The 12,841-nt window shown below is 54.1% G+C and carries 13 protein-coding genes; 12 read left to right on the top strand and 1 reads right to left on the bottom strand.

Going from position 1 to position 12,841, the window contains the following annotated elements; all coding sequences use genetic code 11:
• Positions 1-118: 118 nt before the first annotated feature.
• Complete coding sequence (locus WFK81_RS04120; RefSeq protein ID WP_336785162.1) at positions 119-922, bottom strand: alpha/beta hydrolase; 804 nt, start codon at positions 920-922, stop codon at positions 119-121.
• Positions 923-1,168: 246 nt separating this feature from the next.
• On the opposite strand from WFK81_RS04120, the gene WFK81_RS04115 reads away from it, so the two are divergent.
• From WFK81_RS04115 to WFK81_RS04060, 12 genes are all read left to right on the top strand, one after another.
• Positions 1,169-1,720, top strand: coding sequence for a hemerythrin domain-containing protein (locus WFK81_RS04115; protein ID WP_336785161.1), 552 nt, complete (start codon positions 1,169-1,171; stop codon positions 1,718-1,720).
• Positions 1,721-1,823: 103 nt separating this feature from the next.
• Entirely contained in the window at positions 1,824-4,430 is a 2,607-nt protein-coding gene (gene adhE / locus WFK81_RS04110) for a bifunctional acetaldehyde-CoA/alcohol dehydrogenase (RefSeq protein WP_336785160.1), read from the top strand.
• A gap of 89 nt (positions 4,431-4,519) precedes the next feature.
• The gene (gene mobA, locus WFK81_RS04105; RefSeq protein ID WP_336785159.1) at positions 4,520-5,089 is read left to right on the top strand and encodes a molybdenum cofactor guanylyltransferase; all 570 of its coding nucleotides are present in this window, start codon (positions 4,520-4,522) and stop codon (positions 5,087-5,089) included.
• A gap of 85 nt (positions 5,090-5,174) precedes the next feature.
• Entirely contained in the window at positions 5,175-7,445 is a 2,271-nt protein-coding gene (gene pflB, locus WFK81_RS04100) for a formate C-acetyltransferase (protein ID WP_336785158.1), read from the top strand.
• Between the two features lie 21 nt (positions 7,446-7,466).
• Entirely contained in the window at positions 7,467-8,207 is a 741-nt protein-coding gene (gene pflA / locus WFK81_RS04095) for a pyruvate formate-lyase-activating protein (RefSeq protein WP_336785157.1), read from the top strand.
• Between the two features lie 97 nt (positions 8,208-8,304).
• A complete protein-coding gene (locus WFK81_RS04090) occupies positions 8,305-9,015 on the top strand; it encodes a Crp/Fnr family transcriptional regulator (RefSeq protein ID WP_336785156.1) in 711 nt (236 codons plus the stop codon).
• A 155-nt stretch (positions 9,016-9,170) separates the two neighbouring features.
• The gene (locus tag WFK81_RS04085) at positions 9,171-9,611 is read left to right on the top strand and encodes a hypothetical protein (protein ID WP_336785155.1); all 441 of its coding nucleotides are present in this window, start codon (positions 9,171-9,173) and stop codon (positions 9,609-9,611) included.
• Entirely contained in the window at positions 9,611-10,264 is a 654-nt protein-coding gene (locus WFK81_RS04080) for a response regulator transcription factor (RefSeq protein WP_336785154.1), read from the top strand. Before WFK81_RS04085 ends, WFK81_RS04080 begins: the two co-directional genes overlap by 1 nt.
• Positions 10,257-11,360 carry a sensor histidine kinase gene (locus WFK81_RS04075; RefSeq protein WP_336785153.1) on the top strand — a complete coding sequence of 368 codons (1,104 nt, stop codon included), beginning with the start codon at positions 10,257-10,259 and terminating at the stop codon, positions 11,358-11,360. Before WFK81_RS04080 ends, WFK81_RS04075 begins: the two co-directional genes overlap by 8 nt.
• A gap of 79 nt (positions 11,361-11,439) precedes the next feature.
• On the top strand, positions 11,440-11,865 hold the full coding sequence (gene ndk / locus WFK81_RS04070; RefSeq protein WP_336785152.1) for a nucleoside-diphosphate kinase: 426 nt from the start codon (positions 11,440-11,442) through the stop codon (positions 11,863-11,865).
• A gap of 121 nt (positions 11,866-11,986) precedes the next feature.
• Positions 11,987-12,517 carry a DoxX family protein gene (locus tag WFK81_RS04065; protein ID WP_336785151.1) on the top strand — a complete coding sequence of 177 codons (531 nt, stop codon included), beginning with the start codon at positions 11,987-11,989 and terminating at the stop codon, positions 12,515-12,517.
• Positions 12,518-12,538: 21 nt separating this feature from the next.
• Positions 12,539-12,724, top strand: coding sequence for a hypothetical protein (locus tag WFK81_RS04060; protein WP_336785150.1), 186 nt, complete (start codon positions 12,539-12,541; stop codon positions 12,722-12,724).
• Positions 12,725-12,841: the final 117 nt, after the last annotated feature.

The raw sequence follows: 12,841 nt of genomic DNA, 5'->3' as shown, positions 1-12,841 counted from the left end.
CACAAGCTGTAACACGAAAACTCGCCACCTCAGCGGATCCAACCGAGACACCGTTCCCTCCTAGAAAGAAGAAGAAAGACCAGGAAAGGAATCCCTGGTCGTTCTTCTAACGCTATCTTTACGCTAATCCCAGCCCAATCGAGTCCAGCCATTCGATACATAAGCCGAACCAGTGGGCGCAATGCGGATTCGGCGTATTTACTTCTTCATTACACAGGGACAGGCCATGCTCACCTTTATTGAAGATATGGCACTCGAACGGTACTTGATGCTTACGCAAAGCGCTTATAAAGAGCAGTGCATTCTCCACCGTAACCGCCGGATCGTCCTCCGTATGCCAGATGAAGGTTGGGGGAGTTTCGCTGGTTACGCGTTTCTCCAGCGAATAAAAGCCCGATGTCTCATCGTCTTCAGGCGAGCCGCTGATGTTGTAGAACGATTGGCGGTGCGCGAATTCACCGGAAGTAATAACCGGGTAGCCAAGAATGAGCGCATTAGGCTTCAGAATATCTCCCTCATAGTTCAAGCGCTTCATAAGCGCGGGCTCATTCCACATCGTACCGGTGGAAGCAGCCAAATGTCCGCCTGCCGAAAAACCGCAAACCGCGATTTTATCCGCAAGAATATGCCATTTCTCAGCATGCTCTCTTAGTATCCGGATTGACTCCAAAGCTTCCGCCATCGGCTGCATATTACGCGCATCCTCCATGAAGGAGTAGCGCAATACCGCCGCATGGTAGCCAGCGTTGTAGAAGGCAATCGCTACGGGCTCGGCTTCCCGCTCGGAGCAGAAACGGTATGCTCCTCCGGGCGTGACCAGAACAATGGGGCGCGCTTTTTCCCTTAATTCCATAATGTCGTGCAGATAAAGCGTTAGCGTAGCCCCGCTGCTAATCTCAAGTTTAATGTTTTCCAGTTTCATAGATTATCCTGTCCCCCTCAACCGAGTCATGAATCGATAACAACTCTCCCAAGTTTAGCGTAAAACCAGCCGGGCTTCTCGCTCGATTTTGTGTTGTTTCGGTTAGATTTGCGCAGGGCAGGCCTTTTTATTTGAACGTTCTATGTCCGTCCGGCCAACTGTGATATGCGTCACAGCCAGCCATGACCGGCAGATGGTAGGCTGAGGCATGAACATTTTTAAGGAACCGGTACGGGAGGGATTGGAATGAGACTGGATCCGTTTAATACGGCAAGGCCAAGCTCCTTTGCAAGGCTGGCGATGAGATTGGAATCGGACCATGAACAAATAAAAGCGATGTGCAGCGCAATATGCCAGCAAAGCATTCATCATGCTACGGGGATGAGCAGTTACGTTACGATAGAGGGCTTAATCGGACTTCGGGAAGAAGCGGAGATGCTTCTGAACGAGCTGAAGCGGCATTCCGCATGGGAAGAGGAGGAATTGTTCCCCGTTCTGATGCATTATTCGCACAAGAAGATCGAACCAACGATAATGCCTTCCTTATGGGTGCTTGAGAAGGATCATGAGCTGGCCGTCCAGTATATTGAATCGTTTATCCAGGCAAGCGGCGCCTTGCTCCATGCGCTCAGGCTGGAGCCTTTAAGCGGGGCCGACCTGCAGCATGAGCTGAAGGAAGGCTGCGATTGCTTGACGCAGGGCTGCTTTATTCTGACCGCCCACTTCCAAATGGAGGAGGAGCTGCTGTTCCCGCTTGCCGAAACGATTTTGACCGACATGGACTATTTATTCTCCTAAAGTGATTTTCCAAAGTGTGAGAAATGTCATAGTGAGCCGGTTTGAATTTCTTTACGATGAAGTCATGAGGAGACGAGAGCTCCGGTACGAGGAGGAGAAGAAGATGGCTGTAAAAGAAAGCAAGCTTGAAGCCCAACACTCCGCACAAGACGAAATCAACAAATTGGTGGCGCGCGCCAAGGCGGCGCAGGAAGCTTACATGCGAATGGACCAGGAACAGGTGGACCGCGTCGTGCAGGCCATGGCGCTTGCGGGTCTCGACCGGCATATGCAGCTGGCGAAGCTGGCCGTGGAAGAGACGGGCAGAGGCGTCTACGAGGATAAAATTACGAAAAATATTTTTGCGACGGAATATATCTACCACAGCATCAAGCATGACCGAACGGTTGGCGTCATTGAAGAGAATGTCTACGAGAACTACAAAAAAGTAGCGGAGCCCGTTGGCATTATTGCCGGCGTAACGCCGGTGACCAACCCGACCTCCACCACGATGTTCAAGGCTTTGATAGCGGCGAAGACGCGCAATCCGATTATATTCGCCTTTCACCCTTCCGCCCAGAAGAGCAGCGCGGCCGCGGCGCAGACGCTTCTTGAAGCGGCGGTTGCCGGCGGGGCGCCCGAGTTCTGCGTGCAGTGGGTCGAGATGCCTTCGCTGGAAGCCACCCAACTGCTCATGAATCACCCGGATGTTGCGCTTGTTCTGGCAACCGGCGGATCGGCGATGGTAAAAGCCGCGTACAGCACCGGCAAACCGGCGCTTGGCGTAGGACCGGGCAACGTGCCTTGCTTTATCGAGCAGTCGGCTGATCTGAAGCAGGCGGTGACCGATCTGATTCTCTCCAAGACGTTTGATAACGGCATGATCTGCGCGTCCGAGCAGGCTGTTATTATCGAGGCCCCCGTCTACGATGAGGTATGCAGGCTGATGAAAGACAACGGCTGTTATTTCCTAAATGAAGAGGAAACGGAAGCGGTATCGAAGCTCGTCATTCACGGAGACCATTGCGCCGTAAACGGTAAGATCGTAGGCCAGCCTGCCGTCCGGATCGCGGAGATGGCGGGGATCGAGGTGCCTGCGGATACGAAAATCCTCGTTGCTCCGCTGTCCGGCGTCGGAACGGATTTCCCGCTGTCGGCCGAGAAGCTGAGCCCCGTGCTGGCCTGCTATAAAGCGGACACGGCGGAGCAGGGCATTGCGCTTGCGGCAGAGGTGGTCGCGTTTGGCGGCCTTGGCCACTCGTCCGTTATCCATTCCAATAATGACGAAGTGATTCAGGCCTTTGCGGACCGGCTCAAGACCGGCCGGGTTATTGTCAACTCACCGTCGACCCATGGCGCAATCGGCGATCTTTACAATACGAACCTGCCTTCCCTGACGCTTGGCTGCGGCTCATATGGCCATAACTCTACGACCTCCAACGTAACGGCCGTCAACCTGATAAACATCAAGCGGGTGGCTTACCGGACGGTGAATATGCAATGGTTCAAAATTCCGCCCAAGATTTACTTCGAGAAAGGCGCGACGCAGTATCTGGAGAAAATGCCGGATATCTCGCGGGTTCTTATCGTCACCGATGCGATGATGGTGAAGCTTGGCTATGTCGAGAAGCTGGAATACTATCTGCGCAAACGGAAAGTCCCCGTCGCTATGGAGATATTCTCGGATGTTGAACCTGATCCGTCGGTGGAAACGGTCGAGCGCGGCACCAGGCTGATGGAAAGCTTTAAGCCGGACTGCATTATCGCTCTTGGAGGCGGCTCCCCGATGGACGCGGCCAAAGCGATGTGGCTCTTCTATGAATATCCGGACACCAGCTTCCATTCGCTGAAGCAGAAGTTTCTCGATATCCGCAAGCGGGTGTACAAATATCCGCGTCTTGGCAATAAGGCCCAATTCGTTGCGATCCCCACAACATCGGGAACGGGCTCGGAAGTGACTTCTTTTGCGGTCATTACGGACAAAAAAGAAGGGCAGACCAAATATCCGCTCGCCGACTACGAGCTGACGCCGGATGTCGCGATTATCGACCCGGAATTTGTATACAGCCTGCCGAAGACGGCGGTTGCCGATACGGGAATGGATGTGCTTACCCATGCGATCGAAGCTTATGTATCGGTCATGGCGAGCGACTATACGGACGGCCTTGCGCTGCATGCAATCCGCCTCGTATTCGAGAATTTGGAGAAGTCGTATCATACGGCAGACCCGCTCGCCCGCGAGAAAATGCACAATGCCTCGACCATTGCAGGCATGGCCTTCGCGAATGCGTTCCTCGGCATCAACCACAGCCTGGCGCATAAATGGGGAGGCCAATACCATACGGCGCACGGCCGCACCAATGCGATCCTGATGCCGCATGTGATCCGCTATAATGCGCAAAAGCCTACGAAGTTCACTTCGTTCCCGAAATATAGCCATTTCATTGCCGATCAGCGCTATGCGGAAATCGCCCGCATGCTGGGCCTGTCTGCCCGGACGACGGAGGAAGGGGTAAGCAGCCTGATTGAAGCGGTGCGGAAGCTGAACCGTTCGCTTGGCATCCCGGAAACCTTCCAGGAGCTGGGCTTTGATCAAGCGGATTTCGAAGAAAGAGTTGACTATCTGGCAGACCGCGCATTCGAGGATCAGTGCACCACCGCTAATCCCCGTATGCCGCTTGTCGCCGAGCTGGCGGACATTTACCGTAACGCTTTTTACGGCAGATTCTAAGATTCATACCTGCAATTGGGGCTGCCGATCTCCGGATCGGCAGCTCTTTCTTACTTCTTAATGTCAGTCGAACGAAAGGTGTGATTAAGGTGGTATCGGGCGTCATTTTAGCAGGGGACGTTTGCGGAACGGAGAGGGCTGATGAGCGTGCTTTTCTTGTCGTTGAGGGTCAGTCCTTGCTGCATCGCCAAATCAAGGAAATGAAAAGTCTATGCGCGGAGGTCACGATTGTTACGAATCATCCTCAACCGTTTCTTCGCCATGTAGACCGGGATATTCGAATCATTAGCGATTATTATGCGGGCCAAGGCATACTGAGCGGTATGCATGCGGGGCTAGCGTTGGCGAGATACCCGGATGTATGGATGCTAGGGTGCCACATGCCTCACCCGTCGGCGGCGGCGGCCAGCCTCTTATTGTTCTGGAGGCGGGAAGGGTATGATGCGGTTATTCCTTTGATCGGCGGCCGTATCTATCCCTTGCACGGGATCTATGACCGCGCCTTATCCGAGCCGATTGGCGCTATGCTGGAGGAGGGTCATACGGACGTCGAGTATCTGCTGCAGCAAATCCATTGGCTGAAGCTGAAGGAACCGACGTTTCGGAGCAACCGGATTGACAGCAGGTTCGTCCGTACGGTTCCCGTTCGGGAGCTGTAAATATCTCTTTCTTTGTGAGGAAGATCACAGCCGCGCACCAAGCAAAGAAGTAACATGGAGACATAGAAAACGGAGGTGCTTGAAGATGGCGATGAAGGAAAACGAAGTCAGAAGAGGGACGGCCGGCAAAGAAGCATGGCGGGGGTTCGCTGACGGTAAATGGCGGAAGCAGATTGATGTCAATTCGTTTATCGAGAAGAACCTTACGCCGTATGAAGGCGGCGAACAGTTCCTCGCATCCGCAACCGAAGACACGAATGCGCTTTGGCGGCAGGTCAGCGCTCTGCTCAAGGAAGAGCGGGAGCGCGGCAGCGTCCATGATATCGATGTTCATACCGTATCCACAATCACCTCGCATGCGCCGGGTTATATCGACAAGGACAAGGAAAGAATCGTTGGCCTGCAGACCGACGCGCCGCTGAAGCGGTCCGTGCAGCCTTTTGGCGGTATTCGAATGGCTGCCGATGCTTGCGAGGCTTACGGCTATGAGCTTGATCCCGAGATGCTCCGTCTATTTACGGATATCCGCAAGACGCATAATCAAGGAGTCTTTGATGCTTATACGACCGATATGCGAGCCGCGAGAAAAGCAGGCATCATCACGGGCTTGCCCGATGCTTACGGCCGGGGCCGAATTATCGGGGATTACCGGCGCGTCGCCCTGTACGGCGTTGACCGGCTGGTCCAAGGGAAAAAGGAGGAGCTGCTGCAGCTTGAAGTCGATGTCATGTCGGAGGAGGTTATCCGGCTTCGCGAGGAATTATCCGAGCAGCTTCGGAGTCTTGGCGAGCTGAAGGCAATGGCTGCCGCGTACGGCTTTGACCTCTCCACTCCTGCGGCAAATGCGCAGGAAGCGGTGCAATGGCTCTATTTTGCCTATCTGGCCGCTATCAAAGAGCAGAACGGAGCGGCGATGAGCCTTGGACGCGTATCCAGCTTCCTCGATATTTATTTCGAGCGGGATTTGAGGGAAGGTACCTTAACGGAGCGGGAAGCGCAGGAGCTGGTTGACCATTTTGTCATGAAGCTCAGAATCGTGAAGTTCCTCCGGACACCCGACTACAATGAGCTGTTCAGCGGCGACCCGACCTGGGTGACGGAATCGGTTGGCGGCATGGGCTTAAACGGAGCGACGCGGGTTACGCGCAGCTCCTTCCGTTTCCTGCATACTCTCTATACGCTTGGGCCGGCGCCTGAGCCCAACCTAACCGTTCTATGGTCGGCTAAGCTGCCCGAGCCTTTCAAGAAATATTGCGCCAAGGTCTCGGCCGAGACCAGCTCGATTCAGTACGAGAATGATGACCTGATGCGTCCCTATTTCGGAGACGACTATGGCATTGCCTGCTGCGTATCCGCCATGCGGATCGGCAAGCAAATGCAGTTTTTCGGGGCAAGGGCGAATCTGGCGAAGGCGCTGCTGTACGCGATTAACGGCGGCGTAGACGAGAAGCTTGGCGTGCAGGTTGGTCCGGCTATCGCGCCTATTACATCCGAAGTGCTGGATTATGAGGAGGTTAAGCAAAAATTCGCCGTCGTCCAGGATTGGCTTGCCAAGCTGTACATGAACACGTTGAACGTCATCCATTACATGCATGACAAATACTGCTATGAACGGCTTGAGATGGCGCTGCATGACCGGGATATTATCCGGACGATGGCCTGCGGAATTGCCGGTCTATCCGTAGTGGCCGACAGCTTAAGCGCGATCCGTTACGCAAAGGTCCGTCCGATCAGGAACGAGAAAGGGATCGCGGTCGACTTCGAGATCGAAGGCGAATATCCGCAATACGGCAATAACGACGACCGTGCCGACCAGCTTGCGGTAGAGCTGGCTGAAGGCTTTATGAACCGGCTGCGGCAGCATAAGGCATACCGCGGAGCCATTCCTACCATGTCCGTCCTGACGATTACCTCCAACGTCGTTTACGGCAAAAAAACCGGCAGCACGCCGGACGGCCGCAAAGCCGGAGAGCCGTTTGCGCCGGGCGCCAACCCGATGCACGGCCGGGACCGCAAGGGCGCGCTTGCTTCGCTCGCTTCGGTAGCGAAGATTCCTTACGAGCACAGCCTCGACGGCGTATCCAACACCTTCTCGATTATTCCGAAGGCGCTTGGCAAGGAAGAGGAGGTACGGTTCGGCAACCTGGCCGCTCTGCTGGACGGCTATACGGCAAGCGGCGGGCATCATCTGAACGTCAACGTCTTTAACCGCGAGCAGCTGCTTGACGCGATGGAGCATCCGGAAAATTATCCGCAGCTGACGATTCGGGTATCCGGCTATGCGGTCAACTTCATCAAGCTGACGAGAGAGCAGCAGCTCGATGTGATCAACCGGACGTTCCATGGCGAAATCTAAGGTGCGGAAGGAGCATGGGGCATGAAAGGACGCATTCATTCGATCGATACCTTTGGCACCGTTGACGGCCCCGGCATCCGGTTTGTCCTGTTCATGCAGGGCTGCGCGCTGCAATGCCAATTCTGCCATAATCCCGATACCTGGGATACGGCCGCAGGCCGGCAAGTGACAGTGGAGGAGGTTTTGCAGGAGATTGAGCCTTATTTGCCTTACTACCGCGGCTCGGGCGGGGGGATTACGGTGACGGGAGGAGAGCCTACGCTGCAGGCTCCCTTCGTCGCGGCTTTGTTCAAAGCCTGCAAAGAGAGGTTTGGCCTGCATACGGCGCTGGACAGCTCGGGCTTCTGCGACCCTTCCCATGCGGCAGAGCTGATGAGCTATACCGATCTTGTCTTGCTGGATTTGAAGCAGATCGACCGCGGCAAGCATGAACGGCTGACTTCGCAGCCCAATGACCGGATCCTGCATTTTGCCGAGTGGCTGTCGTCCTTATCCAAGCCGATATGGATTCGCCATGTGCTTATTCCCGGCATAACCGATCATGCGGAGGATCTGCGCCGCTTGGGCAGGTTTGTCGGTCGATTGGGCAACGTGGAGAAGCTTGAGCTGCTTCCATATCACCGGATGGGAGTTTACAAATGGCAGACGCTGGGGCGCCCGTACCCTCTGGAGGGTGTTCCCGTTCCAACGGAGCAGGAGGTTGCCCGCGCTGCCGCCATCCTTCAGGCGGAATGCCCTCAGGGGCTTCTTCGCCATAAATAAGGAAATATTCCCCTGAAGATCAGGAGATTCCCCGATGTTGCCGCATCTCGAATGACGTTATGATGAGGATAACGATCACTCGGAAGGGGACATCCGCATGGGAACCAACAACGCTTCAATTGAAGGACAGCAGCCCGTTTTATCGCAGGACAGCTTCGAGAAGCTGGACAGCATTATGTACAAACGCAGCTATGACAAGGGAAGCTGCTTGTTCTGGGAAGGCGATGCGGCGGATAAGCTTTATTTTATTATAAAAGGCCGCGTTCGGGCCGCGAAGTCGACGGACAGCGGACGCGCGTTAACTTTGTATTTATATCAGAAGGGTGACCTGATCGGTCAGATGGATCCTTTCCCGGACTCCGTTCACGCCTTCCGGGCCGAAGTGACGGAGGATGCGAAGATTGGCGTTATCCAGCGGAAGGACCTCGAGGTGCTGCTGTGGCAGCATGGCGATCTGGCCGTCGAGTTTATGAGATGGATGGGGCTCATGCACCGCCTGACGCAGACCAAATTCCGGGATCTCATGATGTTCGGCAAGACGGGGGCACTCTGCTCGCTGCTTATCCGTCTTAGCAACTCTTACGGCAGGCCGAAGGCGGAACATATCTACATCACCCTCAAAATCAGCAATACCGAAATGGCCGATATGATCGGGGCGACGCGCGAAAGCGTCAACCGGATGCTGAGCGATCTCAAGAAGGAAGACGTTATCGCTTATGAAGACGGTCATTTTATCATCAAAAATTTGCGGTACCTAAGGGATATTTGCTGCTGCGAGAATTGCCCGAAGGAGATTTGCCGCATGTAACCCCGGCTGCTGTCAGCCGGGGCTTCTTTTCTGTCATAAGGGAATTCCCTGACTCTTGAATAAGGGAACCCCCTTACATACAAGAAATTTCTCATCCCTTACAATAGGACAATAGGTAGGCGGTATCGAATACGAAAAATGAAGGGGATAGCACCTTGGGAGAGTTATCGCAGTCTCCCGGCGAAGAGAATCTGCCGCCGGGGCTTCAGGAAATCCTTCACGGAAGCGGAAGCGACTTTATTGCGTTTGCCGGTTCTGCCGAGCATCACCGGAGCATGAAATGGAATGCGGTGATCGGCAGCCTGAACGGCAAAGTCGAACATATGAGAATTCAACCGGGAATAGGAATAGGCGGAATGGTGCTGCGTCACGGAACGGCTTGGAGGGTGGATAAAAGGACCAATAACGCCCTGCTCCGGGAATGTCCCGTCATGCTGGCCGAAAAGCTGCAAACGGCTCTGGGGCTGCCGGTTCCGGCCAGCCATTCCAATCACGCCGGCGGCATTATGCTGCTGGGCAGAAGGAAGGATCTGCCGTTTACCGAAGAAGAAGCGCAAAGAATATCTTCTTTGCTGCTTAAGAGAGGAGACCGCTAATGATAAAAATGATAATCGTCGATGATCATGCGATGGTTCGCTCCGGCTTGCGCATGCTGTTGAGCGGAACGGAGGAAATGGAGGTTATCGCGGAAGCCTCCGATGGAGATGAGGGCATCCGGACGGCGCTTCAGCTGAAGCCCGATGTTGTGCTAATGGATTTAAGCATGCCGCAGGGAAAAGATGGCCTCACGGCATCCGCCGAGCTGAAGGAGCTGCTGCCGGATACCGCGATACTGATATTGACGATGCATGACGACGATGAATATTTGTTCCGTGCCATTCATGCCGGAGCGGCCGGATACGTTTTGAAGAATGCCCCGCATGAGGAGCTTCTAACGGCGATTCGCTCCGTCGCTAGAGGCGACGCCTACCTTTATCCTACGGCAACGAAACGTTTGATGAAGGAGTACGTGGACCGGATGCAGCGGGGAGACAGCGGAGATCTCTTTCATGCTCTGTCGGAGCGCGAGAAAGAGGTTCTATCGCTAACGGCCAAAGGCTATGCCAACAAGGAGATTGCCGAAATGCTGGTGATCAGCGTCAAAACCGTCGAGACGCATAAGAGCAACGTGATGGAGAAGCTAGGGCTCAAATCTAGACCGGAGCTGATCAAATACGCGATGAAAAAGGGGCTGCTTAACTTTGATTAATCATCGATCGGGGAATAAGGTGCTCGCCGAGAATGTCGACTCCTTGCTGCTCCAGCTGGAGGAGCGGATCGAGGATTCGCAATTCCGAAGCGAGCTGCAGAGCTCGCTTAAGCAGCTTGCCGACGTGAAGCTGGCGCTTGATGCGTCTTCGATTGTGGCGATGACCGATCACACGGGCAGGATTCTTTATGTCAACGATAAGTTCTGCGAGATCTCCCAATATGACCGCTCCGAGCTGCTTGGGAAGGACCACCGGATTATCAATTCGGGCACTCATCCGAAAGCTTTTATGAAGGAGCTGTGGGCAACGATATCCTCCGGACAAGTCTGGTATGGGGATATCAAGAACAAGGCGAAGGACGGCACTTACTATTGGGTGAATACGACAATCGTTCCTTTTGTAGGCGAGAACGGCAAGCCGTATCAATACCTGGCGATCCGTAACGAGGTAACCCGGCTCAAGAAGGTCGAGGAGGAGCTTCAGGAGACCTTGTCCAAGGTAATGACGATTCAGGAAGAGGAACGGCGCAAGTTTTCCCGGGAGCTGCATGACGGCATCGGGCAAAGCTTGTTTTCCCTGCTCATTCAGCTGGATCGTGTCATTTCCGCTCCTGCTCATGGCGAGGAGCAGCTGCCCTTCATCCGCAGCCAGGTAGCGGGCATTATCGAGGAGGTACGGAGCGTGGCTTGGCAGCTGCGGCCGTCCGTGCTGGACGATCTGGGCATTGTTCCGGCGCTTCGGACGCATCTCGAAAACTATACCTCCCATTACGGCATCCAGGTATCGTTCCGGAACAATCTGCGCAAGCGCCTGTGCTTGCAGGTAGAAACGGTTATTTACCGGATCATCCAGGAGGCGCTGACCAATATTGCGAAGTATGCGGACGTATCCGATGCCGAGATGGAAATCCTGGAGGACGAGACGCAAGTAGTAGCCCGTATCGTTGACCGGGGTATCGGCTTTGATACGGCTGCGCAGACGCAAGGCGTGGGACGATACAGCATGGCGGAGCGGGCAAAGCTGGCCGGGGGCAGCTTAACGATCGAATCGGCAATAGGCGAAGGGACAACCGTTACCCTAATTATTCCAAAATAATTTCAAAGGTGTGATTTTTATCACTTCTTCGGCTTACGCAAAGCGGTAAGATGGAATCAAGAAGAAGGAGATGATAAACATGAACGAAAGAGCCTTTGTCATGATAAAGCCGGACGGCGTAAGGCGGGGACTGATCGGGGAGATCGTCAGCCGCTTCGAGAAAAAAGGGCTGAAGCCGGTATACGCAGAGCTGAAGGAGCTGTCCGAGGAAACGGCGCGCACGCATTACCAGCATTTGAAGGAGCAGCTGTTTTTCGAGGATTTGATTCAATATATAACCTCCGGTCCCGTATTCGCGATGATCGTGGAGGGAAGGTCAGCGGTAGGAAACGCAAGAGCCTTGATCGGACCGACGAATCCCGTGAAGGCGCCTCCCGGTACGATCCGGGGCGATTACGGCTCCGATATCGACGAGAATGTCATTCACTGCTCCGATTCCTTCGATCACGCGGGCATGGAAATTCAGCTGTTCTTCGGAAAAACCGGATTGCTGCAAAAGCTGTAGTTTATATGAGGCAAAAACACTGGAGTCAACCGTTATACATGGGGCGGGAGCATCCTGTGCATACGCCTCCTCGCAACTTTGTGATTTTATTCACAATATATTCATTAAGGGAGAGATTATTATGTTAAAGTTTATGCGCGAGAACGTTTATGCTGCGGGACTTGTCCTTTTGATCCGTTTATATGTTGGCTGGCAATGGCTTGACGCCGGTTTTCACAAGCTGAAAGACGGCTTTGATGCCGGCGGGTTCCTGAAAGGGGCGATTGCCAATCCCGTCATTGACCATGAGACAAAAGCCAATGTCTATCCGAACTTCGTCCGGTTTATCGAGCACGTGGCGCTGCCAAACGTGAAAGCAATCAATATTCTCATTCCGCTTGGCGAGACGCTTGTTGGCCTTGGGCTTATATTAGGCGCATTAACGGCAACGGCGGCCTTTTTCGGAATGCTGATGAACTTCATGTTCCTGTTCGCGGGAACCGTAAGCACGAATCCTTGGCTGATTCTTCTTGGAGGCCTTGTGATGATCGCAGGGCTTAACGGCGGTAAATTCGGAGCCGACTATTACCTGCTGCCGCTGCTGCGCAAGTGGACCAATAAACTGCGTAAGGGCGGACACGGCACCTTTCCTCCGGCGGATAAAGCGGCGTAACGATCATATAGGGGTGATGACATGGACGGCAACAATCGAGAAAGCGAAATTACGAAAAACATGATCAAATACTGCTATACCTGCGAGGATGCGCATAAATGCGATACGGAGGAGAAGTGCATCGCCTGCTGGGAAGCGAAAGGCATTATGAAGAAGCGGGAGAAGGAGCAGACGACGGAAGAACTGTTGAGGGAATATGCGCAGTAACCGAAATACGAGAGCGGCCAAGGGTTCCTACCCGCATGGCCGCTTCTTTGCGTTATGACGTTAGCTGCCAAAAGGTCAAAATTTTACACACTCGAAGCAAAAGTTGTCGCTCCCAGG

Source organism: Paenibacillus sp. MMO-177, from assembly GCF_037147795.1.
Classification (GTDB): Bacteria; Bacillota; Bacilli; order Paenibacillales; family Paenibacillaceae; genus Pristimantibacillus.
Note: the sequence above shows the minus strand (reverse complement) of the source record. Positions and strands in the feature narration are given on the sequence as shown.

Excerpts from the sequence above, each read along its gene's own strand:
- WFK81_RS04120 (WP_336785162.1), bottom strand. The coding sequence starts at position 922 with ATGAAACTGGAAAACATTAAACTTGAGATTAGCAGCGGGGCTACGCTA.
- WFK81_RS04115 (WP_336785161.1), top strand. The coding sequence starts at position 1,169 with ATGAGACTGGATCCGTTTAATACGGCAAGGCCAAGCTCCTTTGCAAGG.
- adhE (WP_336785160.1), top strand. The coding sequence starts at position 1,824 with ATGGCTGTAAAAGAAAGCAAGCTTGAAGCCCAACACTCCGCACAAGAC.
- pflB (WP_336785158.1), top strand. The coding sequence starts at position 5,175 with ATGGCGATGAAGGAAAACGAAGTCAGAAGAGGGACGGCCGGCAAAGAA.
- pflA (WP_336785157.1), top strand. The coding sequence starts at position 7,467 with ATGAAAGGACGCATTCATTCGATCGATACCTTTGGCACCGTTGACGGC.
- WFK81_RS04090 (WP_336785156.1), top strand. The coding sequence starts at position 8,305 with ATGGGAACCAACAACGCTTCAATTGAAGGACAGCAGCCCGTTTTATCG.
- WFK81_RS04080 (WP_336785154.1), top strand. The coding sequence starts at position 9,611 with ATGATAAAAATGATAATCGTCGATGATCATGCGATGGTTCGCTCCGGC.
- ndk (WP_336785152.1), top strand. The coding sequence starts at position 11,440 with ATGAACGAAAGAGCCTTTGTCATGATAAAGCCGGACGGCGTAAGGCGG.
- WFK81_RS04065 (WP_336785151.1), top strand. The coding sequence starts at position 11,987 with ATGTTAAAGTTTATGCGCGAGAACGTTTATGCTGCGGGACTTGTCCTT.
- WFK81_RS04060 (WP_336785150.1), top strand. The coding sequence starts at position 12,539 with ATGGACGGCAACAATCGAGAAAGCGAAATTACGAAAAACATGATCAAA.